Source organism: Arthrobacter oryzae (assembly GCF_037911235.1).
In the GTDB taxonomy this organism is placed as follows: domain Bacteria; phylum Actinomycetota; class Actinomycetes; order Actinomycetales; family Micrococcaceae; genus Arthrobacter; species Arthrobacter oryzae_E.
The window spans coordinates 1-20,444 of record NZ_JBBLYW010000052.1; the positions used below are offsets into that span (position 1 = coordinate 1).

General features: G+C 66.1%; 23 protein-coding genes. 6 read left to right on the forward strand and 17 right to left on the reverse strand.

Annotation, left to right across the window (positions count from 1 at the left end; translation table 11 throughout):
- The 6 genes from WMN78_RS14880 to fabF all read left to right on the forward strand — a co-directional run.
- Positions 1 to 1,530 (forward strand): transketolase-like TK C-terminal-containing protein (locus WMN78_RS14880; protein ID WP_425341156.1); only part of this gene is annotated, 1,530 nt, incomplete at its 5' end.
- A 173-nt stretch (positions 1,531 to 1,703) separates the two neighbouring features.
- Positions 1,704 to 2,948: a helix-turn-helix domain-containing protein gene (locus WMN78_RS14885; protein ID WP_340534521.1), complete on the forward strand. Its 1,245-nt coding sequence runs from the start codon at positions 1,704 to 1,706 to the stop codon at positions 2,946 to 2,948.
- 87 nt (positions 2,949 to 3,035) lie between these two features.
- The gene (locus tag WMN78_RS14890; RefSeq protein WP_340534522.1) at positions 3,036 to 3,965 is read left to right on the forward strand and encodes an ACP S-malonyltransferase; all 930 of its coding nucleotides are present in this window, start codon (positions 3,036 to 3,038) and stop codon (positions 3,963 to 3,965) included.
- Positions 3,962 to 5,023: a beta-ketoacyl-ACP synthase III gene (locus tag WMN78_RS14895; RefSeq protein WP_340534523.1), complete on the forward strand. Its 1,062-nt coding sequence runs from the start codon at positions 3,962 to 3,964 to the stop codon at positions 5,021 to 5,023. The genes WMN78_RS14890 and WMN78_RS14895 overlap by 4 nt, the downstream gene beginning before the upstream one ends.
- 122 nt (positions 5,024 to 5,145) lie before the next feature.
- A complete protein-coding gene (locus WMN78_RS14900) occupies positions 5,146 to 5,391 on the forward strand; it encodes an acyl carrier protein (RefSeq protein WP_214840220.1) in 246 nt (81 codons plus the stop codon).
- Positions 5,392 to 5,549: 158 nt separating this feature from the next.
- Complete coding sequence (fabF, locus tag WMN78_RS14905; RefSeq protein WP_340534524.1) at positions 5,550 to 6,788, forward strand: beta-ketoacyl-ACP synthase II; 1,239 nt, start codon at positions 5,550 to 5,552, stop codon at positions 6,786 to 6,788.
- Positions 6,789 to 6,908: 120 nt separating this feature from the next.
- Here the strand turns inward: fabF and WMN78_RS14910 are convergent, their stop codons facing one another.
- The 17 genes from WMN78_RS14910 to WMN78_RS14990 form a co-directional block, all read right to left on the reverse strand.
- Complete coding sequence (locus WMN78_RS14910; protein ID WP_011692312.1) at positions 6,909 to 7,412, reverse strand: DUF3145 domain-containing protein; 504 nt, start codon at positions 7,410 to 7,412, stop codon at positions 6,909 to 6,911.
- Between the two features lie 303 nt (positions 7,413 to 7,715).
- A complete protein-coding gene (locus tag WMN78_RS14915) occupies positions 7,716 to 8,642 on the reverse strand; it encodes a tyrosine recombinase XerC (RefSeq protein WP_340534525.1) in 927 nt (308 codons plus the stop codon).
- A gap of 116 nt (positions 8,643 to 8,758) precedes the next feature.
- Positions 8,759 to 9,943 carry a DNA-processing protein DprA gene (dprA, locus tag WMN78_RS14920; protein WP_340534526.1) on the reverse strand — a complete coding sequence of 395 codons (1,185 nt, stop codon included), beginning with the start codon at positions 9,941 to 9,943 and terminating at the stop codon, positions 8,759 to 8,761.
- A 10-nt stretch (positions 9,944 to 9,953) separates the two neighbouring features.
- Positions 9,954 to 11,498 carry a YifB family Mg chelatase-like AAA ATPase gene (locus WMN78_RS14925; protein WP_340534527.1) on the reverse strand — a complete coding sequence of 515 codons (1,545 nt, stop codon included), beginning with the start codon at positions 11,496 to 11,498 and terminating at the stop codon, positions 9,954 to 9,956.
- Positions 11,499 to 11,855: a YraN family protein gene (locus tag WMN78_RS14930; RefSeq protein WP_340534528.1), complete on the reverse strand. Its 357-nt coding sequence runs from the start codon at positions 11,853 to 11,855 to the stop codon at positions 11,499 to 11,501.
- 262 nt (positions 11,856 to 12,117) lie between these two features.
- Entirely contained in the window at positions 12,118 to 12,444 is a 327-nt protein-coding gene (locus WMN78_RS14935; RefSeq protein ID WP_003806068.1) for a DUF2469 domain-containing protein, read from the reverse strand.
- Between the two features lie 54 nt (positions 12,445 to 12,498).
- On the reverse strand, positions 12,499 to 13,164 hold the full coding sequence (locus WMN78_RS14940; protein WP_340534529.1) for a ribonuclease HII: 666 nt from the start codon (positions 13,162 to 13,164) through the stop codon (positions 12,499 to 12,501).
- Positions 13,165 to 14,070, reverse strand: a complete 906-nt coding sequence (gene lepB, locus WMN78_RS14945) for a signal peptidase I (protein ID WP_340534530.1) — start codon at positions 14,068 to 14,070, stop codon at positions 13,165 to 13,167. It lies immediately after the preceding gene.
- On the reverse strand, positions 14,071 to 14,748 hold the full coding sequence (lepB, locus tag WMN78_RS14950) for a signal peptidase I (RefSeq protein WP_340534531.1): 678 nt from the start codon (positions 14,746 to 14,748) through the stop codon (positions 14,071 to 14,073).
- 84 nt (positions 14,749 to 14,832) lie between these two features.
- A complete protein-coding gene (gene rplS, locus WMN78_RS14955; RefSeq protein WP_011692321.1) occupies positions 14,833 to 15,192 on the reverse strand; it encodes a 50S ribosomal protein L19 in 360 nt (119 codons plus the stop codon).
- Between the two features lie 254 nt (positions 15,193 to 15,446).
- Positions 15,447 to 16,271: a tRNA (guanosine(37)-N1)-methyltransferase TrmD gene (gene trmD / locus WMN78_RS14960; protein WP_340534532.1), complete on the reverse strand. Its 825-nt coding sequence runs from the start codon at positions 16,269 to 16,271 to the stop codon at positions 15,447 to 15,449.
- Complete coding sequence (gene rimM / locus WMN78_RS14965) at positions 16,272 to 16,802, reverse strand: ribosome maturation factor RimM (protein WP_340534605.1); 531 nt, start codon at positions 16,800 to 16,802, stop codon at positions 16,272 to 16,274. It abuts the gene before it with no gap.
- 170 nt (positions 16,803 to 16,972) lie between these two features.
- Positions 16,973 to 17,215 (reverse strand): RNA-binding protein, encoded by a 243-nt coding sequence (locus WMN78_RS14970; RefSeq protein WP_011692324.1) that lies wholly within the window; start codon positions 17,213 to 17,215, stop codon positions 16,973 to 16,975.
- Position 17,216: 1 nt separating this feature from the next.
- Positions 17,217 to 17,639 carry a 30S ribosomal protein S16 gene (gene rpsP / locus WMN78_RS14975; protein WP_305941371.1) on the reverse strand — a complete coding sequence of 141 codons (423 nt, stop codon included), beginning with the start codon at positions 17,637 to 17,639 and terminating at the stop codon, positions 17,217 to 17,219.
- Between the two features lie 184 nt (positions 17,640 to 17,823).
- A complete protein-coding gene (locus WMN78_RS14980; RefSeq protein WP_340534533.1) occupies positions 17,824 to 18,261 on the reverse strand; it encodes a hypothetical protein in 438 nt (145 codons plus the stop codon).
- A gap of 112 nt (positions 18,262 to 18,373) precedes the next feature.
- Complete coding sequence (locus WMN78_RS14985) at positions 18,374 to 19,249, reverse strand: VOC family protein (protein ID WP_340534534.1); 876 nt, start codon at positions 19,247 to 19,249, stop codon at positions 18,374 to 18,376.
- An 85-nt stretch (positions 19,250 to 19,334) separates the two neighbouring features.
- Entirely contained in the window at positions 19,335 to 20,417 is a 1,083-nt protein-coding gene (locus tag WMN78_RS14990) for an amidohydrolase family protein (RefSeq protein ID WP_340534535.1), read from the reverse strand.
- Positions 20,418 to 20,444: the final 27 nt, after the last annotated feature.

The following is a 20,444-nucleotide window of genomic DNA, read 5'->3' on the forward strand; positions in this document are numbered from 1 at the left end:
GTCAAGGGCTACGGCCTCGGCCCGCACTTCGAAGGCCGCAACGCCACCCACCAGATGAAAAAACTCACCCTGGACGACCTCAAGTCGTTCCGGGACCACCTGCGCATCCCGATCACGGATGATCAGCTCGAAAACGATCTCTACCAGCCGCCGTACTACCACCCCGGCAACGACGCACCGGAAATCGCCTACATGATGGAGCGACGGGCCGCCCTGGGCGGTTCCGTTCCGGAGCGTCGCAGCAAGCATGACTCCATCACTTTGCCGGACGCGAAGACCTACGAGGTGGCCAAGCGCGGTTCGGGCAAGCAGCAGGCAGCCACCACCATGGCGTTCGTCCGCCTGCTCAAGGACCTCATGCGGGACAAGGAGTTCGGCAAGCACATCGCGCCGATCATCCCCGATGAGGCCCGCACGTTCGGCATGGACGCGTTCTTCCCCACGGCGAAGATCTACAACCCGAAGGGCCAGAACTACCTGTCCGTGGACCGGGACCTGGTCCTGGCCTACAAGGAATCCGCCCAGGGCCAGCTGATCCACCCCGGCATCAACGAAGCCGGCGCCGTCGCAGCCTTCACCGCCGCCGGCACCGCCTACGCCACCCACGGCGTACCGCTGATCCCGGTCTACGTGTTCTACTCCATGTTCGGCTTCCAGCGCACCGGCGACGCCTTCTGGGCCGCCGCGGACCAAATGACCCGCGGCTTCATCATCGGCGCCACCGCAGGACGGACCACCCTCACCGGCGAAGGCCTCCAGCACGCCGACGGCCACTCCCCCATCCTCGCCGCCACCAACCCGGCAGTGGTCACCTACGACCCCGCCTACGGCTACGAAATGGGCCACATCATCCGCGACGGCATCGAACGGATGTACGGCCCGGATTCGACCGACCGCAACCTGATGTACTACATCACGGTCTACAACGAACCCATCACCCAGCCGGCCGAGCCGGAAGAGCTGGACGTTGAAGGCGTGATCAAGGGCATCTACCTGCTGGCACCGGCCAAGATCGACGGCCCCCGCACGCAGATCCTGGCCTCGGGCGTTTCGGTGCCCTGGGCGCTGGATGCCCAGCGGATCCTGGCCGAGGACTGGGGCGTCTCCGCGGACGTCTGGTCCGTCACGTCCTGGAACGAACTGCGCCGCGACGCCATGGCAGCGGAAGAGGAAGCCTTCCTCAACCCCGGCCAGCCGGCGCGGGTGCCGTTCGTCACGGCACAGCTCGAAGGGGCTACTGGCCCCATCGTGGCAGTCACGGACTACATGAAGGCCGTCCCGGACCAGATCCGCCAGTTCCTCCCGAACGAGTTCGCCTCCCTCGGCGCGGACGGATTCGGCTTCTCCGACACCCGCGCCGCAGCCCGCCGCTTCTTCAAGAACGACACCCACTCCATCGTGGTCCGTTCGCTGGAGATGCTGGCCCGCCGCAGCGAAGTGGACGCCCAGGCTCCGATCCAGGCAATTGAGAAGTACCGCCTGCACAACGTGAACGCAGGCTCCACCGGGAACGCCGGCGGCGAATCCTGACGCACCGCCCCTGACCCGGGATATAACGACGGCGGTCCTCACCACAGGTGGGGGCCGCCGTCGTCGTATGCGGACACTGACGCGAGGACTGCGCCGATCTGTGACGCAGCGCAAAGCAGGTTGTAGCCTTTGCACAAATGGAGCTTGGACTGCGCGCACCGTATGCTCGATGCATGGCAGAGCCCACCCCCACTCCCGCAAAGCGCAAGCCGGCCTCGCGCGCCCTGACGCCGGAAAAAGCCCAGACGTTGAAGAAACTCCGGGCAAGTGTGGGCCAGCTGTCCACCACCACCATGCGCGAGCTGGAAAAGTCGCTGCCCTGGTACAGCCGCCTCAGTTCCGACGAGCGGTCAGCGCTCGGGATGGTGGCGCAGAACGGCATCGCCGCTTTCGTGACCTGGTACGAGCGGCCCAGCTCGCCGTCGTGGATCCTTACCGACGTCTTCGGGACCGCACCCACTGAACTGACCCGCTCCATCAGCCTGCAGAAGGCCCTCCAGCTCATCAGGATCGTGGTGGAAGTAGTGGAGGACCAGGTTCCCGTGATCGCTCCGGAGGCGGACCAGCCCGCCCTCCGCGAAGCCGTGCTCCGTTACTCGCGCGAAGTGGCCTTTGCCGCCGCCGACGTCTACGCCCGGGCCGCCGAGTCGAGGGGGTCCTGGGACACCAGGCTGGAGGCCCTGATTGTGGACGCGATCCTGCGGGGCGAGAATACGGATGCCTTGCGGTCCCGCATCGCCGCCCTTGGCTGGAAAGCGCAGGAGCGTTTTACCGTCATGGTGGGCAATTCGCCGTCGGAACCCAGCGCCAGCTACGTGAGCGAGCTGCGCCGGACGGCCGGACGGTTCGCCGAGGACGCCCTGGTGGGAATCCAGGGCGACCGCCTCATCCTGATCCTCGGCGGCGTCCAGGACCGGGAGAGCGCCTACCTGAAGCTCAGCGAGCTTTTCGCCCCCGGCCCTGTGGTCTACGGACCGGAAGCGGGTTCCCTCCTCGAAGCGAGCGGTTCGGCTCAGTCCGCCTTCGCAGGGCTGACGGCGGCGCGCGCGTGGCCCTCCGCGCCGCGCCCGGTAGCTGCTGACGACCTGCTGCCTGAGCGGGTCATTTCCGGGGACGACGCCGCTCGGAGGTCCCTCATCAAGAACATCTACCGGCCGCTGGTTGCCGCGTCCAACGGGCTGGTGGAGACGCTGGGTACCTACCTGGAGCTGGGCCACTCGTTGGAAGCGACGGCCCGCGAGCTCTTCGTGCACGCCAACACCGTCCGTTACCGGCTCAAGCGCGTTTGTGACGTCACCGGCTGGGATCCCCTCCTTCCGCGGGAGGCGTTTGTGCTTCAGGCGGCACTCGTGGTGGGACGGCTTTCCGTTCCGCCGAAGGCCCCCACGGAGCGCCAGCCGTCCCGGAACGGCAACTGAACCGTTGTAGACTTCCTACAAACTGACCCAGTGAGCTTGGTGCATGAATACACCGAGAATCACGCGGTAATTTGGAAAGCTGGATACGTGCTTGCAATCGTCTGCCCTGGACAGGGCTCCCAGACCCATGGTTTTCTGGCCCCTTGGCTGGAACTGCCTCCCGTCGCAGGCCATTTGGCCTCCCTCAGTGAAATAGCAGGCATCGACCTCACCGCACACGGCACCACGTCGGATGAGGAAACCATCAAGGACACGGCGGTGGCACAGCCGCTGATCGTGGCGGCCGGACTGGTGGCCGCAAAGTCGCTGTTCGACGTCGAACTCAGCACTCTTCCCGTGGTCCTCGCTGGTCACTCCGTCGGTGAGATCACGGCGTCGGCGCTTGCCGGTGTCCTGACCGAGACCGAAGCCATGACCTTCGTCCGGGAGCGCGCCAACAGCATGGCTGCGGCCGCTGCCGTCACACCCACTGGCATGAGCGCTGTGGTTGGCGGAGATCCGGCCGAGGTACTCGCGGCCATTGAGGCAGCCGGCGCCACGGCCGCCAACGTCAACGGTGCCGGCCAGACCGTGGCCGCGGGGACGTTCGAACAGCTCAAAGTTCTCGCGGAGAATCCCCCGGCCAAGGCCCGCGTGATTCCGCTGAAAGTCGCCGGAGCCTTCCACACCTCGCACATGTCCCCGGCCGTCGCGGCGCTTAAAGCGCTGCAGCCCTCGCTGCACCCCCGGAACCCGCAGGTGCCGCTGCTGTCCAACTTTGACGGCAAGGAAATTTCCGACGGCGGCGCAGCAGTCGCCAGCCTCATCGCCCAGGTCTCCCGCCCGGTCCGCTGGGACCTCTGCATGGAAACGCTCGTACAGCGCGGCGTCACGGGCGTCATCGAACTCGCACCGGCCGGAACCCTGGCCGGACTCGCCAAGCGGGGCATGCCCGGAGTCAAGACGGTTGCCGTCAAGACTCCGGATGACCTCAGCGCTGCCTTGGCCCTATTCGCAGAACTGGAGGGACAGGCATGAGCGCTCCCGCACTCAAGCAGGCACCGCTGCGGGAACACACCCGCATCCTTGGACTCGGCGCCTACCGGCCCGACGTCATTGTCACCAACGATGATGTCTGCCAGTGGATCGATTCTTCGGACGAATGGATCCGGCAGCGCACGGGCATCGTGACGCGCCACCGGGCCCCTGCGGACGTCAGCGTCATCGACATGGCCGAAGGTGCCGCCCGCGAAGCCCTGGCCAAAGCAGGCATCGAGGCCAGCCAGCTGGGCGCGGTCATCGTCTCCACTGTTACGCACCCTTACGCGACGCCCTCCGCTGCCGCGAGCCTGGCAGACCGCCTTGGCGCAACGCCTGCCCCCGCATTCGACATCTCCGCCGCGTGCGCCGGCTATTGCTACGGCATCGCCCAGGGAGACGCCCTCGTGCGCTCCGGGGCCGCTGACTACGTGCTGGTGGTTGGTGCCGAGAAGCTGTCGGACGTTATCGACAACACCGAACGCACCATTTCGTTCCTGCTTGGCGACGGCGCAGGCGCCGTGGTGATCGGCCCCTCGGACACCCCCGGCATCGGCCCGTCGGTCTGGGGTTCGGACGGCAGCAAGTGGGACGCCATTGGCATGACCCATTCCCTGCTCGATGTCCGCGAACTCGCCCTTGCCGCGAACAAGTCCGGAGCACTGAGCAACGCGGAGGCGGACGTCACAGACGCCGCGATCTGGCCCACCCTGCGCCAGGACGGCCAGACTGTGTTCCGCTGGGCGGTCTGGGAGATGGCCAAGGTGGCCCAGCAGGCCCTCGACGTCGCCGGCATTACGGCGGAAGACCTCGTAGCCTTCATCCCGCACCAGGCCAACATGCGCATCATCGACGAGATGGTCAAGAAGCTCAAGCTCCCCGAGACCGTCAAGGTGGCCCGGGACATCGCCGAGGCCGGAAACACCTCGGCAGCCTCCATTCCGCTTGCCACCCACCGCCTGCTGCAGGAAAACCCGGAACTCAGCGGCGGACTCGCCCTGCAGATCGGATTCGGTGCCGGCCTGGTGTTCGGTGCCCAAGTGATTGTGCTTCCGTAGCCGAACCCTTTACCCACAACTGAATACGTACTGAACAGCACGGATTCGCGAACCAAGCCGTAACCGCGGCTTGACTCATTTCCGGCAGCACCTGCCGGCAACAACAAGAAAAGGAGCCATCAATGGCTAGCAACGAAGAGATCCTGGCCGGCCTGGCTGAAATCGTCAACGAAGAGACCGGCCTCGCCACCGAAGCCGTCGAGCTGGACAAGTCCTTCACCGAGGACCTGGACATCGACTCCATCTCGATGATGACCATCGTGGTCAACGCTGAGGAAAAGTTCGGCGTGCGCATCCCGGACGAAGAGGTCAAGAACCTCAAGACCGTCGGTGACGCTGTCAGCTTCATCTCAAACGCACAGGCCTAGTCCTGGCTCCTGCCGGCAACGGCAGAACCCGGTTGCCGGTCCGGGTCGCTGACCAAGCGTCCCGGACCGGGCACCGCTGAATGACCTCAAGTTTTCCCCACGCATTCCCGGCCAGGCATCCCCCGGATACGGCATGCGCACCGATAGAGAGTGATCCCATGGCACGCAAAGTAGTCATTACCGGTCTGGGTGCCACCACGCCCATTGGCGGCGATGTCCCCACGATGTGGAACAACGCGCTGAAGGGCGTCTCCGGCGCACGCACGCTCGAGGACGACTGGGTAGCCAAGTATGAACTGCCCGTTCATTTCGCAGCCCGCGCCTCCACCCCCGCGCTGGATGTCCTGAGCCGCGTAGAAGCGAAGCGGATGGACCCGTCCACGCAGTTCGGCGTCGTGGCCGCGCGCGAAGCCTGGGCCGACTCCGGTATTACCGAAGTGGACCACGACCGCCTTGCAGTGGCCTTCGCGACGGGCATCGGCGGCGTCTGGACCCTGCTGGACGCCTGGGACACCCTGCGCGAAAAAGGTCCGCGACGCGTCCTGCCCATGACCGTGCCTATGCTGATGCCCAATGGCGTGGCAGCAGCGGTGAGCCTGGACCTTGGTGCCCGTGCCGGTGCCCACACCCCGGTATCCGCCTGCGCATCCGGCACCGAGGCCCTCCACCTCGGCCTGGACCTTATTCGCTCCGGCAAGGCTGACGTCGTGGTTTGCGGCGGAGCCGAAGCGGCGATCCACCCGATGCCGATTGCCGCGTTCGCCGCGATGCAGGCACTTTCCCGCCGCAATGACGATCCCGAGCACGCGTCACGCCCCTACGACACGGGTCGCGACGGTTTCGTCATGGGTGAAGGCGCCGGTGCCCTGGTCATCGAGGCTGAGGAACACGCGCTTGCCCGTGGTGCCCGGATCTACGGCGAACTCGCCGGAACCTCCGTGACTGCCGACGCGTACCACATCACCGCCCCGGACCCCCAGGGCCTGGGTGCCACCCGCGCCCTGAAAGCGGCCATGTTCGACGGCCGCATCCAGGCTGAGGAAGTGGTCCACGTCAACGCGCATGCGACGTCCACTCCGGTGGGCGACAAGCCTGAGTACACTGCCCTTCGCGCCGCCCTGGGATCGCATGTGGACAACGTGGCGGTTTCCGCCACGAAGTCCCAGATGGGCCACCTGCTGGGTGCCTCGGGTGCCGTTGAAGCCGTCCTGACAGTACTGGCCGTCTACGAGCGCAAGGCGCCGGTGACCATCAACCTGGAAAACCAGGATCCGGAGATCCCGCTCGACGTCGTCACCAAGACTGCCCGCGACCTGCCGTCCGGCAACATCGTGGCGCTGAGCAACTCGTTCGGCTTCGGCGGCCACAACGCCGTGATTGCGGTCCGCAGCATCTAGCGTCCGCGCTTGACATCGCAGCATGAGGCCCCTGCCGTCCGGCGGGGGCCTCATGCGTTATGGAGGTTTTTGCGATGCGGCCGGCGGATGGGTTAGCCGTGGAGGGGTTAACCCGTGGCGCTAGCCCACCTGGTGGAGCCACCGCACGGGCGCACCCTCGGCGGCATGCCTGAACGGCTCCAGTTCCTCGTCCCAGGCTTCACCGAGCGCCAGCGACAGCTCGTGGTACACCGCGGAAGGGTCACCGGCACCGGACTCGTAGGCGTAGCGGATCCGGTCTTCAGAGACCATGATGTTTCCGTGCACATCGGTGACCGCGTGGAAGATTCCGAGCTCCGGGGTGTGTGACCATCGTCCGCCATCCACGCCCTGGCTGGGCTCCTCAGTGACTTCATAGCGCAGGTGCGCCCAGCCGCGCAGGGCGGACGCCAGAAGGGCGCCGGTACCCGGGCTGCCGGTCCAGGACAGTTCCGAACGGAACATTCCGGGCGCAGCAGGCTGAGCAGTCCACTCCAGGTCCGTACGCTTGTCCACGACAGACCCGATGGCCCACTCAACGTGGGGGCACAGGGCGGTCGGGGCCGAGTGAACGAACAAGACACCGCGGGTCATTGCAACAGACATTCCATCCTCCATAGCTGTAGGTACGTCTTCCCCAACGACCTCTGCCTGAATGTGTGTCTGCCGCGCCGGGTCCGCGTGCTGCCGGTGGTCCCTGCAAGGCTATGAAATTAGTGCCGGCGCCGCCTGAAACTGCTTGAGGGCGAGCTTCAAGTCAGACTTGAAAGTTGCCGGACATGACTCTTATTGTGCCGTACCCCGCCTAATTACGCCAGTGCAATTCGGCGCGCCGGAGGTGAACAGAAAACTTGCGTGGCCGGCGGAGTGCTCCCCCGCGGCGGCTGGCAGCGGGCGGCGGAGACTTCTTCAGGCGCGGGGATGCGCCTGCTGGTAGCTTCGCCGCAGGCGGTCAACCGAGACGTGGGTGTAGATCTGTGTGGTTGCCAGGCTGCTGTGGCCGAGAATTTCCTGCACGGCCCTGAGATCGGCTCCGCCGTCCAGCAAATGGGTGGCGGCGGAATGACGGAGTGCATGCGGCCCGGTGGCAGCAGTGTCTCCCAGAGCGTCGAGCAGGTCCGTCACCACCGCACGAACCTGCCGCTGGTCCACCCGGCGGCCCCGGGCCCCCAGGAAGAGCGCCGCGCCGCTTCCGTCGACTGCCAGCAGGGGCCGTCCGCGGCGCAGCCAGTCGTCGACGGCGACTGCGGCCGGGAGCCCGTAGGGCACTGTCCGCTCTTTGTTGCCCTTGCCGACTACCCTGAGCGTCCGGCGGTCTGGGTCGAGGTCGTCCACGTCCATGCCCGCCAGTTCTCCGACCCGGACCCCCGTGGCGTAGAGCAACTCCACCATGGCCCGGTTTCGAAGGGCCAGCGGGCCGCCGTCTTCCGCGGCGGCCTTCAGCCCGTCCAGGACGCGGACAACCTGCTGCTGGTGCAGGACGCCCGGCAGGGATTTCTCCCGCTTCGGCGCCTTCAGGCGCAGCGCCGGGTCGGCCTCGAGAAGTTCTTCGCGCACGGCCCAGGCGGTGAAGGACCGGGCCGTGGCAGCGCGCCGCGCCAAGGTGGAACGGGACATGCCCGCCTCACTCTGGACGCCGAGCCAGCGCCGCAGCGTGGAGAGTTCGATCCCTTCGAGGTCGGTGGCGCCGTCCGCTGCCGCAGCCGACAACAGACTGTGGACGTCGGACAGGTAGGCGCGCACGGTGTGCGGGGACCGGGCCCGTTCGCCTTCGAGGTAGCGGCCGAAGCCGTGCGCGGCGCCAGCGAGGGCTGCCGGGAGATCTGGGGTGTCCACGGTCCAACTTTCCCACCATTCGGCCGCCAATCAAGGAACCACGCAGCTTCGGCGTTCAGTTCAGTTCACGAAACCCGCAACCCCTGCCGCCCCCGGGCTGACCGGCAGCAGCCCACTCAGCACGCCTTGCGGGACCTTTTCCAGCCCCCGCGTTCGGATTCGGCCAGCCCCAGCAGTCCCAGCCGGCCGAGTCCTGCCCTGACCGACTCCGCGCTCAGTCCGGCCACCGACGTCAGCTTTTCGACCGAGCTCGTGGACCGCAACGGCAATGCATCGAGCAGGATGAGGTCTTCCAGGGTAAGGCCATCGTGGTCAGCGCGCTTCCCCGCGGCCGGGTCGGCCAGCGATTCGCCGCTGGGCGAGGCGAGTTCGGCGATTTCACCGGCGTCCGTGACGCAGATGGCACCGCCTTCGCGGATCAGCCTGTGGCAACCGGCCGAATTGGCGCTGTGCACGGAGCCGGGGACGGCCCCGACGGCCCTGCCCAGGGTTTCAGCGTGGTGTGCCGTGTTCAGTGCACCGGAGCGCCACCGCGCCTCCACCACGACGGTGACTGACGACAAGGCGGCGATAAGGCGGTTCCGCTGAAGGAACCGGTACCGGGTGGGAGCGGAACCGGGCGGGACCTCCGCCAGGACCGCCCCCTGGTTCGCTACAGTCCTCAGCAGGTCTTCGTTCCCGGACGGATAAAAGCGGTCCACTCCCCCGGCCATGACGGCGATGGTGGGCATGGTGTCCCCGGCGCCCGCCAGCGCAGCCCGGTGGGCATGCGCATCGATCCCGTACGCCCCGCCCGAAACGATAGTGAAGCCTCGTTGGGCCAATGAATAGGCGAGGTCGCCGGTGACGGCAGCGCCGTAGCTTGTGCTGTCGCGGGACCCGACAAGGGCAACAGACTTCGACGCTGCGGGCAGGGGATGCTCCACACCTCGCCACCAAAGGCAAATGGGTTCATGAAGGTCCAGGTCAGCCAGCTGCCCGGGCCATAGTTCGTCGGACGGCATGATCATGCGGCCGCCCAGCCGGTGTATAGTGGCCAGGTCCCGTTCAGGAGACAGGTCTGGGACGCGCGGGGCCCAGCGCTTGAGCGAGGCGTTCATTCCCGGCCAGCTGACGGTGCCGTGCTCCGACAATAACGCGGTGATGTCCTGTTCAAGCTGAGGACCGGACGCCAGCTGGCCGGTGGCGATTCGGAGCGCATCCACTGCGCCGGCGGTTCTTACGAGCGCCAGGCCCACAGCATCCTGCGGCTCCATTAGACGCGACAGGGCGGCCCGCGCAATGCGTTCATGGTCAGTCATCGTTTTCCTTTCAGGCGGCAGCCGAGGCGGCTTGCCGGAGTCCCAGCGCCTGCCCGATGTCGTTGAGGTCCGGGGTGTCACGGCAAGCCAGGTCCGCCAGCGTCCACGCGAGGCGCAGGACGCGGTCGTAGCCGCGGGCAGTAAGGACGCCGCGTTCAAGCGAGTGGTCCAGGATGCGCGTGGTGGGTGCCGCCAGGCGCAGTGCTCCGCGAAGGACACGGCCCGGGACCTGCGAGTTGGTTTCCAGCCCCAAGGGACGGAGTCTTTCCAGCTGGCGCACCCGGGCGTCACGGACCCGGGCGGCGACAGTAGGGGTGTCTTCCTCCGCTCCAGTGCGTCCAAAGTCGGCAAGCGAAACCCGCTCCACCTGCAACTGGATGTCCACCCGGTCCAGCAACGGCCCGGACATCCGGGCCAGGTAGCGGCGCCTCATCATGGGGGTACAGGTGCAGTCCAGACCTTTCCCCGAAGCTTTCCCGCAGGGACAGGGGTTGGCAGCGAGCACCAGTTGGAACCTTGCCGGATAGGCGGCGGTGCCGGCGGACCGGTGGATCACCAGTTCGCCGCTTTCCAACGGTTGCCTGAGCGCATCGAGGACCCGCCGTTCGTATTCCGGAGCCTCGTCAAGAAACAGCACACCACGGTGGGCCCTGGAGGCGGCGCCAGGCCGCGGCAGCCCTGATCCGCCCCCGATGATGGCCGCTGCAGTAGCGCTGTGGTGCGGATTTTCAAACGGCGGCCGGCGCAGGAGCTGCACGGAGGAAGACGGCAGCGCACACAAGGAGTGAATGGCGGTCACTTCCATGGCCTCGGTGTCAGCAAGGTCCGGCAGGAGTCCCGGGAGCCGCTCGGCAAGCATTGTCTTCCCGGCCCCGGGCGGGCCGGACAGCAGCAGATGGTGGGCACCGGCGGCCGCAACTTCGAGTGCCCGCCGCGCCTCGCCCTGGCCGGAGACATCGCACATATCAGGCGCCGCCCCGGCACCGGCTGCAACATCGCCGGCGGAGTCATCGTCTTCTGGTTCGAAGTCCAGGGCGAGCTCCTGCGGATCAGCCCCGAAGTCGCAGGCGAGGCGCGCGAGGGTCCTGTACCCCCGGACCTTGGCGCCCGGCACAAGCATGGCCTCCGCGGCATTTGCCTGCGCCACCACAATGTCCGGGTACCCCGCCTGCACGGCGGCCATTACGGCCGGAAGTATGCCGCGCACCGGCCTGAGCCTGCCGTCGAGGCCCAGTTCGGCGATAAAGACCGTCCGTGCCGTGGAGCGGATGTCATTAGCGGCGCGAAGGACGGCCATGGTGATGGCCAGGTCAAAACCGGACCCTCGTTTTGGCAGCGATGCCGGTATCAGGTTCGCGGTGATCTTACGACGGCTCAACGGAATGCCCGAGTTTTGCGCGGCGGACCGGATCCGTTCCTTGGCTTCGTTCAGTGAGGCGTCCGGCAGGCCAAGAATGACGAAGGCGGGCAGAGTTTGCCCGATGTCAGCTTCGACCTCCACGATGTACCCGTTGAGTCCTACAAGCGCCACTGAATATGTCCTGCCCAGTGCCACTTACCCCACCCCTTTGAGGTGCTCCACCCGCGGCTGGCCGGCGCCGTCGTCCAGCACGGCAACTACGTCGACGCGGCGGAAGGGCATGCGGAGTTCGTGATCGCGACACCATGCCGACGCGAGCCTGTGCAACCGCGCCAGCTTGGCGACGCCGACGGCTTCGAAAGGATGCCCGTAGGCGAGGGATTTGCGCGTTTTCACCTCGGCGATGACCAGCGAATCGCCGTCAAGGGCCACGATGTCTATTTCACCCTCGGAACACCGCCAGTTGCGGTCCACGATCCGCATGCCCTGTGATTCCAGATATCCGGCAGCTAGTTCTTCCCCGCGCCGGCCAAGCAAGTCTTTGGCTCTCATTCTTACCTCCGCAACCAGCCTGCGCGACGGGCGGAGACAGGCATACCGGCGGAGGGCGCTATGTGTGAAACCCCGGCAAACAGATGCTGTGGAGGAGAAGTTGCCCCATGGCGGAAGCCGCTTGGCCAGGGTTGCGCATCTCAGGCAGTGCGCAGACCGCTTCAGCGGACGCGAGACCCCGCCGCATCGCGGTAAGCCGTCGGAACAGAACCAGGAATCAATCCCTCACAGCAACCTCAGGCGACTGCGTCATGCGCCTGCGCTAGTTGCCCAGGTCCACATCCTTCGGAAGGGCCAGTTCCTCGTTGCGGGGCAGCTCTTCCACGTTGACGTCTTTGAAGGTGATCACCCGCACGCTCTTGACGAAACGGGCGGAGCGGTAGACATCCCACACCCAGGCGTCCTGGAGCGTGAGGTCAAAGTAGACTTCGCCGTCGGCGCTGCGCGCCTGCAGGTCCACATGGTTGGCAAGATAGAAACGCCGTTCGGTCTCGACTACGTAGCTGAACAGCCCGACGACGTCACGGTATTCGCGGTAGAGCTGCAGCTCCATGTCGGTTTCATAGTTCTCAAGATCCTCGGCACTCATGGTTCCATCTTGCACTATTCAGCGCGGCACCGCGGCCAGGTCAGGGAACACACGTCAGAGAATCTGCCAGCTGACCCGGTGGTAGGGCGTGGGCCCTGCGGCCTGGAGGGCCTCTTTGTGTAACGCCGTGCCGTAGCCTTTGTTTTCATTCCAGCCGAAGGAGGGGTATTCCTCGTGCAGCGTCCGCATCAGCCGGTCCCGTTCCACCTTGGCCAGAATGCTGGCGGCGGCCACGCTCAGGCACTGCATGTCCGCCTTGACGAGGGTGTGCACCGGCGCGTCGCAGCCGGGCCCGGCCGGAGCGTCGTCGAAGAGGGAGGGCTGAGTCTCCGGTGATAGCCAGTTGTGGCTGCCGTCGAGCAGCACCACGTCCGGCGTGATGCCGGACGCCAGGATCTGGAACCAGGCCCGCGTCCCCGCAGTCCGCAGGGCAGCGATGATGCCCATTGCATCGATTTCGCCCGCGGAGGCGTGCCCTACCGCCGACGCGATGCTCCAGCTCCGTACCAGGGGCTCCAGCCGCTCCCGGTCCGATTCCTTCAGGAGCTTGCTGTCGCGGACGTCGTCGAGCAGCACCGGCCGGCTCAGGTCCACGACGGCGATTCCGACGGTCACAGGCCCCGCGATGGCTCCCCGGCCGACCTCGTCGATGCCGGCCAGCAGCCTGGCACCGGAGCCGAGGAACCGGTGCTCGTAGTCGAGGGTTGGTGCAATGGACATCTATTTCCCAGTCGGTGCAGGAACGTCCCGGAACACGTCCGGATAATTGCCAAGCGCTGTCAGCCGGTTGAGGGGCCAGGCGATGACAGCCGCCTTGCCCTCGATGTCCGGCATATCGATAAAGCCGCCGTTGCTGTCCTGATGGGCCCGGGAATCGGCCGAGTGGTTCCGGTTGTCCCCCATGACCCAGATCTTTCCTTCCGGGACGACGACGTCGAAATTGCGGAGGTCGGGCACCTCGGCGGGGTTGACGTAAGTCTCGTCCACCGCCTTGCCGTTGATGGTGAGTTTGCCCCCGGCGTCGCAGCAGACCACGTGGTCACCGGGGAGGCCAACCACTCGCTTCACCAGGTGCTGCTCCGAATTGTCCGGAAGGAGTCCGACGAAAGTCAGGCCGTCCTGGACCCATGTGAACGGCCCGTCCGCTTTCTCCGGCGAGGGCACCAGCCATCCCTTGGTGTCCTTGAAGACCACCACATCACCGCGCTCGAGGGCAAAGGGCTCCGGCACGAGCAGGTTGACGAAGATGCGGTCGTTCACGTCGAGCGTGTTAACCATGGATTCGGAGGGGATATAGAACGCCCGGAACAGGAATGTCTTGATCAGGAAGGACAGGACCACGGCGATGGCCACCACCGTGAGCACCTCCTTGACCCAGAGGTACAAGGGGCCGTGGGCCTTGCCTTCTTTGGCCGGCTTTGACGGCCCGGCCTTGGAATGGGCGCCGTGCGAACCGACAACCCGGCCGTCAGTGCGGTGAGCTCCGTCCGCGGCAGTTCCCGCGAACTCGCCTCCGGCGGGGTTTTGTACCGCGGAGTCCCGTCCTGTGTGGTCGCCGCCGGTGTAATCACGTCCCGTGGAGGCACGCTTGAGCGGATCAGGAGTCCGGGGGTCGCTCTCGGGCATCTACTGTCCGTCCTTAGTTGTCGTGCTGGTTTCTGCGGGCCGAGGTACGTCCGCAAATCTGTCGAGTGGCCAGATGACCTGGACCGGCCTGCCGATCACCCGGTCCACGGGCACCATGCCGCCACCCGGCGCGCCGAGCAGGCTGCGGGAGTCGGCGGACATGGACCGGTGGTCTCCTAGCAACCATAACCGTCCGGCCGGAACGATCACATTGAACTTGTGTTTGCTCGCAACGTCTCCGTTATAGAGGTATGGTTCCTCAAGCGCCTGACCGTTCACTGTGAGCCGCTGCCGGTCATCGCAGCAGACAACATGATCGCCGGGCAACCCGATAACCCGCTTTATGTAGGTTGTATCACTGCCTGTAATGCCAAGCCAGTGGCCTGCCGCCGCGGCGGCGTCCTGCAGTGGCCCGTTGCCGCTGTTGAGCGGGGCGAACGTCCCGCGGCCGTCGAAAACCACAACGTCGCCGCGCCGGACCGGCTCGGACCGGAAGTCGGTGCGCGAGACCAGGATCCTGTCGCCTGCCCCGAAGAGAGGCTCCATCGAAGCGGACGGAATGTAGTACACGTCCAGCCAGAGGGCGCGGACCAGACCGCTGATGAGCAGGGCCAGCGCGACGGCCAGGAACGCAAAACGCCAGCCCAGTTTCCTGGGCTGGCGTTCTGACTGGTCCATGATCCGTATCCTGTGGCGCTGTTGCGGAAAGCTCCGGCGCGGGCCGGATCCGGGTTCTGGACCCGCCGTGGAAGTCCGGAGGACTTACTTGGCGGTGCTGAAGTCGCGCTTTTCCTTGATCTTCGCAGCCTTACCACGCAGTGCACGCATGTAGTAGAGCTTGGCGCGGCGGACGTCACCCTTGGTGACGACCTCGATCTTGTCGATGATCGGGGAGTGCACCGGGAAGGTACGCTCTACGCCGACACCGAAGGAGACCTTGCGGACGGTGAAGGTTTCGCGGATGCCGTCGCCCTGGCGGCCCAGGACGAAGCCCTGGAAGACCTGGACACGGGAGTTCTTGCCTTCGATGATGTTCACGTGAACCTTGAGGGTGTCACCCGCGCGGAACTGCGGAACATCGGTGCGCAGCGAAGCTGCATCTACGGTATCGAGGATATGCATTGATCCACTCCTGGTGAACGCCACAGGTCATCCACTTTGGGTCACGGCGGCCAAGCCCGGGACGCGCCCGGAAATCACCGCCGAAAGTTTCTGATCCGGCACCATCACTGATTGAAAGTACCGGGGTGCCGGGCTGTTGGTAGCGCTCCCCCTGTGGCAGGTGCGCACCCAGCAGGCACAAGGACTAATTTTGCCACATCCGGAGGATTCCGGCTAATCCGGACCCCCGGTGCCAGCCCCCGGACGGCCCGGCGTCAGCGTGCTTCCCGCGTGCCGTTCCCGTCCGCCTGCGGGCGGAGCCGGAGGTGACCGTCGACGACGTCGTACCCCAGGTCCCCGAGCGCGGTGCGGTCCGCGCGGGGAAGACTTCCGGCGTCGAAGACCTCAAGGAGGTCGGGGCGCCGTTCCGCTGTCCTGCGGTACTGCTGGTGGCGGCGCCACTGGGCAATCTTGCCGTGGTTGCCGCTCAACAGCACCGGCGGAACTTCACGGTCGCGCCAGGTGGAGGGCTTGGTGTAGACCGGGTATTCCAGCAGGCCGTCCGCGTGTGATTCCTCGACGAGGGATTCGGGGTTTCCAACGACACCCGGAAGGAGCCGGACGATGGCTTCCGTCATGGCCAGCACGGCCACTTCTCCGCCGTTGAGGACGTAGTCCCCCAGGCTCATGGGCCGGACGGTGAAATGCTCTTCGGCCCACTCGATGACCCGCTCGTCAATGCCCTCATACCGGCCGCAGGCGAAGACCAGCTGATCCTCCTCCGCCAGTTCATGCGCCAGCGCCTGGGTGAAGCGCTCCCCCGCCGGGGACGGGACAATCAGTACCGGCTTGCGGCCAGCAGCGCCGCCTTCGGCCGCGGCCACCGAACCCAGTGCCTGCGCCCATGGTTCCGCCTTCATCACCATTCCGGCTCCGCCGCCGTACGGGGTGTCATCCACAGTGCGGTGCTTGTCGGTGGTGAACTCCCGGAGGTCGTGGACGTTCAAGTCCAGGATGCCGTCCTGGCGGGCCTTCCCGATCAGGGAAAGTTCCAGGGGCGCAAGGTACTCCGGGAAGATGCTGACGACGTCGATCCTCATTTAGGCGTTGTCTCCGGCGTCGTCGACATTGATGTCGAACAGCCCGGGGGGCGGCGTGACCAGGAGGTACTTCTCGCCGACGTTGACCTCAGGCACGATCTCCTCGACGAAGGGGATCAGGATCTCCTTGCCGTCCGGCGCCTCCACCTCGATGAGGTCCTGGACCGGAAGGGTGCGGAGCCCGGTGACCTTGCCGACGACGGCGTCGCCAACGCGGACGTCGAGGCCGACCAGCTCGTGTTCGTACCAGCCCTCGTCGTCGTCCTCGTCGAGCTCTTCGGTCTCGATGAAAAGTTTGGCGCCGCGCAGGGCTTCTGCCTGGTTGCGCGTCTCCACGCCCTCAAAGCCCAGCAGCAGGATGTCCTTGTTCCAGCGGGCACTGTCCACGGTCAGCGCGCCCACCGACGCAGGCTCAACCACAAACTCCGTGCCCGGAACGAACCGGTCCTCCGGCGCGTCGGTCAGGACCTGGACGGTCACCTCTCCGCGGATGCCGTGCGGTTTGCCGATTCGTGCCACCTGAAGCTGCATCTGTTCCTCTGTTCCGGAGTAGTTCTGTTCTGGTTCTGCTGCGGCTGGTTCTACTGCGCAGGTCATGCAGGGGGTCAGTCCCTTCGGCGGTTTCCCGCTGAAAACAGTCCGGCCCCTCCACCATTATCTGGTGAAGGGGCCGGACCCTGAGGCAGGTATTGCGGGAGCGTTTACCGGCGGCGGTCGGTGTCGACGACGTCGACCCTGACCTGTTCGCCACCGGCCAGCGCAGCCACGACAGTGCGCAATGCGCGTGCCGTGCGGCCCTGACGTCCGATCACCCGTCCGAGGTCGTCCTGGTGAACGCGCACCTCGAGGGTGTCCCCGCGGCGGTTGTTCTTGGCGCTGACCTTGACGTCCTCGGGACTGTCAACGATCCCGCGGACGAGGTGTTCGAGCGCTTCTGCCAGCAATTTACTCAGCCTCGGTGGTCTCTGCTTCAGCTTCGGTGGAAGCTTCGGCTGCCTCGTCCTTCTTGGCCTTCTTGGTGATGGCTTCCGGGATGATCACAGAACCCTTTTCCGGGGTAACGAAGGCTTCCTTCGGAGCTTTGGTCTTCAGGGTGCCTTCCTGGCCCGGCAGGCCCTTGAACTTCTGCCAGTCACCGGTGATCTTGAGGATCGCGGCAACCTGCTCGGACGGCTGTGCGCCGACGCCGAGCCAGTACTGGGCACGGTCCGTGTCGACCTCGATGTACGAGGGCTCTTCGGTGGGGTGGTACTTGCCGATCTCTTCAATCGCACGGCCGTCACGCTTGGAGCGTGCGTCCATGACAACGATGCGGTAGTACGGTGCGCGCATCTTACCGAAGCGCTTAAGGCGAATCTTTACGGCCACTTTTGTGGTCACTCCTGTTTCTGGAACGAGTTCGAACCCGGCGTTCTGCACCCGTGGGGCGGGCCGTACTTGGGGGTTCTAAAAGGACAAGATCCGGACGCGGAGAGAGGGGCCACGCAGATCGAGTACCTGTTCATTGTGCCAGATCAGCGCCCGGATTTCGACTTGACACACGCCGGTGAGGTCAGGAGGACCAGACGTACAGGCCCGTCCGGTCGCCCGGATCCACACTGCCGGCCATCCGGGCAAGCCGCTGCACATAGCCGAGGGCCTCATCGGTACCAAAAGGCATGTCCTCCTCCGCCGCCCACCTGGCCGCAACGTCCTCGAGGACATTGCCCTCGCCTTCGGTCTCGTAGCTCAGGAGTTCCGCGAGCGCCCGCACCATGGCCGCCGGCACGCCGAGGAGCGAATCACTGGCCACATCCACCATGGCCAGTTCGTAGTCCGCGCCGGAAGCATGTACCGCCGCTCCGGCCAGGTCGCCCAGCTGCTCGATTTCGAAATCGCTGATGTCCGGAATCCGCAGGGCGTCCGGGGCCGCGGGCCCGCCGGCGTCGAGGACCCCCGCGCGCTTGAGTGCCTCATCGTGCGTGGCAACAAAGATCTCGGTGAAACCCATGGAAATCGTCCTCATTCCGTCGGCGGTGTGATGGTCCTGCCGGGCAGCTTCGCAGCCGCCCCGGCCTTCCGGCTTCAGCCTAGCCCAGAAGGACGAGCAGCCCGGCGCAGCTTCAGCGGACCGCGACGCGGATCCGGTTGCGCCACGGATCGTCGAACCGCAGCTCGGCTCCGGTGTGGTGCGACGCCACGCCGGCAACCCGCAAACGGTCGGCGAGCGCGCCGACGTCGTCCGTTCCGGGCACTTCGATCAGGACTTCGCCCAGCCCGAGCGTGTCCCGGCGGGGCCCGGCGCCCCTGCTGTTCCAGACGTTCATCGCCATGTGGTGGTGGTACCCGCCGGCCGACACAAAAAGGGCCTGCCCGTGCCATCCTGCTGTCTTCTCGAACCCGAGGGTGCCCACGTAGAAGTCATGCGCCGACTGCACGTCCCCCACCTGGAGGTGGACATGCCCGACGCCGGCGCCGGACTCGCGCTGCCCGCTCACCGCTTCCTCGGTCAGGAAGTCCTGCAGGAACCGCTGCGGCGGCAGGGCAAGGCTGTCCATGACCACATTGGCACCCTCCCAGGACCAGGCCTCACGCGGGCGGTCCCAGTAAAGCTCGATGCCGTTGCCCTCGGGGTCGTTGAAGTAGAAGGCCTCGCTGACGAGATGGTCGGCGCTTCCCGTGAACAGCCGGGGTTCGTACCGGGCAGCGGAGGCCACCGTGGCCGCGAGCGACGGGCGGTCCTCGAAGAGCAGGGCAGTGTGGAACAGCCCGGCTTCGCCCTTGGCCGGGAGGTTCAGCCCCGGGGCCGGCGCCAGGTGGACCAGGGGCTTTGCGCGCCGGCCCAGGTACACGCCGCCGTCCTGCTCGGCCACGACCTCCAGCCCGAGCGCCCGCTGGTAATAGTCCGTCATCAGCTTCATGTCGCCCACCTTGAGCATCACCGTGCCCATGGCAAGCTCGGCGGGCAGGACGTCCTTGCTGCTGGATTCTGTGGTCATGGCGACTCCCAAACTCCCGAAACATTGCCGCCGGTGCCCGGCGACGCTTACATAGAGTTAAATTACTTGAAGCTTCAATTTATTCCTAACGGAGCTGCCGGCCCCGAAGGACGACGTGCTTGAGGTCCCGCAGCGTTGCCGGATTGATCCTGGGATCCATGTCGCACAGGACGACGTCGGCACTGGCACCTTCGGTAATGCCGTCCGCTCCCAACCACTCCCGGGCGGCCCACGACGCAGCGGCCAGGGCCGCCGTCGCCGGCAGGCCGGCGGTGTGGAGCGCGTGGATTTCGTCCACGATCCGGCCATGGCTGATAACGCTGCCGGCGTCCGTCCCGGCGTAGATTTGCACCCCTGCCTCGAAGGCTTCCACGATCCGTTCGTTCCTGCGCTGCCACAGTGCGCGCATGTGTGCTGCGTACACCGGAAACTTCGCTTCTGCCCGGGACGCAATATCCGGGAACGTCGCAATATTGATGAGCGTGGGCACAATCGGGACCCGCTGGTCCACAAACCGGGGTATGTGCCGCGGCAGGAGGCCGGTTCCGTGTTCGATGCAGTCGATCCCGGCGTCGAGCATGTCATCCAGGGTGTCCTCGGCGAAACAGTGCGCTGTCACCCTGGCCCCTCCATCGTGCGCAGCACGGACAGCGTCCCGCACCGCGGCGGCGGGGAACGACGGCGCGAGGTCGCCGGCGTCGCGGTCGATCCAGTCCCCCACAAGCTTGACCCAGCCATCACCCGCACGGGCCTGCTTCCGCACCGCTTCGACCAGGCCGTCCGGCTCCACTTCGACGGCAAAGCCCCGCAGGTAGCGCCCGGTCCTGGCGATATGGCGGCCGGCCCGGATGATCCGGGGCAGCTCCGGGCGCTGCTGGAGCCAGCGCGTGTCGTGGACGGCACCGGCATCACGGACCAGCAGGGTTCCCGCGTTCCGGTCCGTGACGGCCTGCTCCTCGGCCAAGGAATCCGCAACGTCGCCGGCGGGCCCAAGCCCGATGTGGCAGTGGGCATCCACCAGGCCGGGAAGGACCCAGCCGTCAAGCACCACGTCCGGCGGAGCGGCCGGCCGGCTGAACGTCAGCCGGCCGTCCACAGCCCAGAGCCCCCGCCGTTCCTGGTCCGGGGCCGCGAGCACGGTCCCGCTGAATTCAATGACGCCACGCATGCCTCAAGCCTAGACCGCAGTCCACCC

Bases quoted from the DNA above. Each gene is read 5' to 3' on its own strand.
- WMN78_RS14885 (WP_340534521.1), top strand. From the start codon at position 1,704: ATGGCAGAGCCCACCCCCACTCCCGCAAAGCGCAAGCCGGCCTCGCGC.
- WMN78_RS14895 (WP_340534523.1), top strand. From the start codon at position 3,962: ATGAGCGCTCCCGCACTCAAGCAGGCACCGCTGCGGGAACACACCCGC.
- WMN78_RS14900 (WP_214840220.1), top strand. From the start codon at position 5,146: ATGGCTAGCAACGAAGAGATCCTGGCCGGCCTGGCTGAAATCGTCAAC.
- fabF (WP_340534524.1), top strand. From the start codon at position 5,550: ATGGCACGCAAAGTAGTCATTACCGGTCTGGGTGCCACCACGCCCATT.
- WMN78_RS14910 (WP_011692312.1), bottom strand. From the start codon at position 7,412: ATGTCTGTTGCAATGACCCGCGGTGTCTTGTTCGTTCACTCGGCCCCG.
- dprA (WP_340534526.1), bottom strand. From the start codon at position 9,943: ATGACTGACCATGAACGCATTGCGCGGGCCGCCCTGTCGCGTCTAATG.
- WMN78_RS14930 (WP_340534528.1), bottom strand. From the start codon at position 11,855: ATGAGAGCCAAAGACTTGCTTGGCCGGCGCGGGGAAGAACTAGCTGCC.
- WMN78_RS14935 (WP_003806068.1), bottom strand. From the start codon at position 12,444: ATGAGTGCCGAGGATCTTGAGAACTATGAAACCGACATGGAGCTGCAG.
- WMN78_RS14940 (WP_340534529.1), bottom strand. From the start codon at position 13,164: ATGTCCATTGCACCAACCCTCGACTACGAGCACCGGTTCCTCGGCTCC.
- lepB (WP_340534530.1), bottom strand. From the start codon at position 14,070: ATGCCCGAGAGCGACCCCCGGACTCCTGATCCGCTCAAGCGTGCCTCC.
- lepB (WP_340534531.1), bottom strand. From the start codon at position 14,748: ATGGACCAGTCAGAACGCCAGCCCAGGAAACTGGGCTGGCGTTTTGCG.
- rplS (WP_011692321.1), bottom strand. From the start codon at position 15,192: ATGCATATCCTCGATACCGTAGATGCAGCTTCGCTGCGCACCGATGTT.
- trmD (WP_340534532.1), bottom strand. From the start codon at position 16,271: ATGAGGATCGACGTCGTCAGCATCTTCCCGGAGTACCTTGCGCCCCTG.
- rimM (WP_340534605.1), bottom strand. From the start codon at position 16,802: ATGCAGCTTCAGGTGGCACGAATCGGCAAACCGCACGGCATCCGCGGA.
- WMN78_RS14980 (WP_340534533.1), bottom strand. From the start codon at position 18,261: ATGGGTTTCACCGAGATCTTTGTTGCCACGCACGATGAGGCACTCAAG.
- WMN78_RS14985 (WP_340534534.1), bottom strand. From the start codon at position 19,249: ATGACCACAGAATCCAGCAGCAAGGACGTCCTGCCCGCCGAGCTTGCC.
- WMN78_RS14990 (WP_340534535.1), bottom strand. From the start codon at position 20,417: ATGCGTGGCGTCATTGAATTCAGCGGGACCGTGCTCGCGGCCCCGGAC.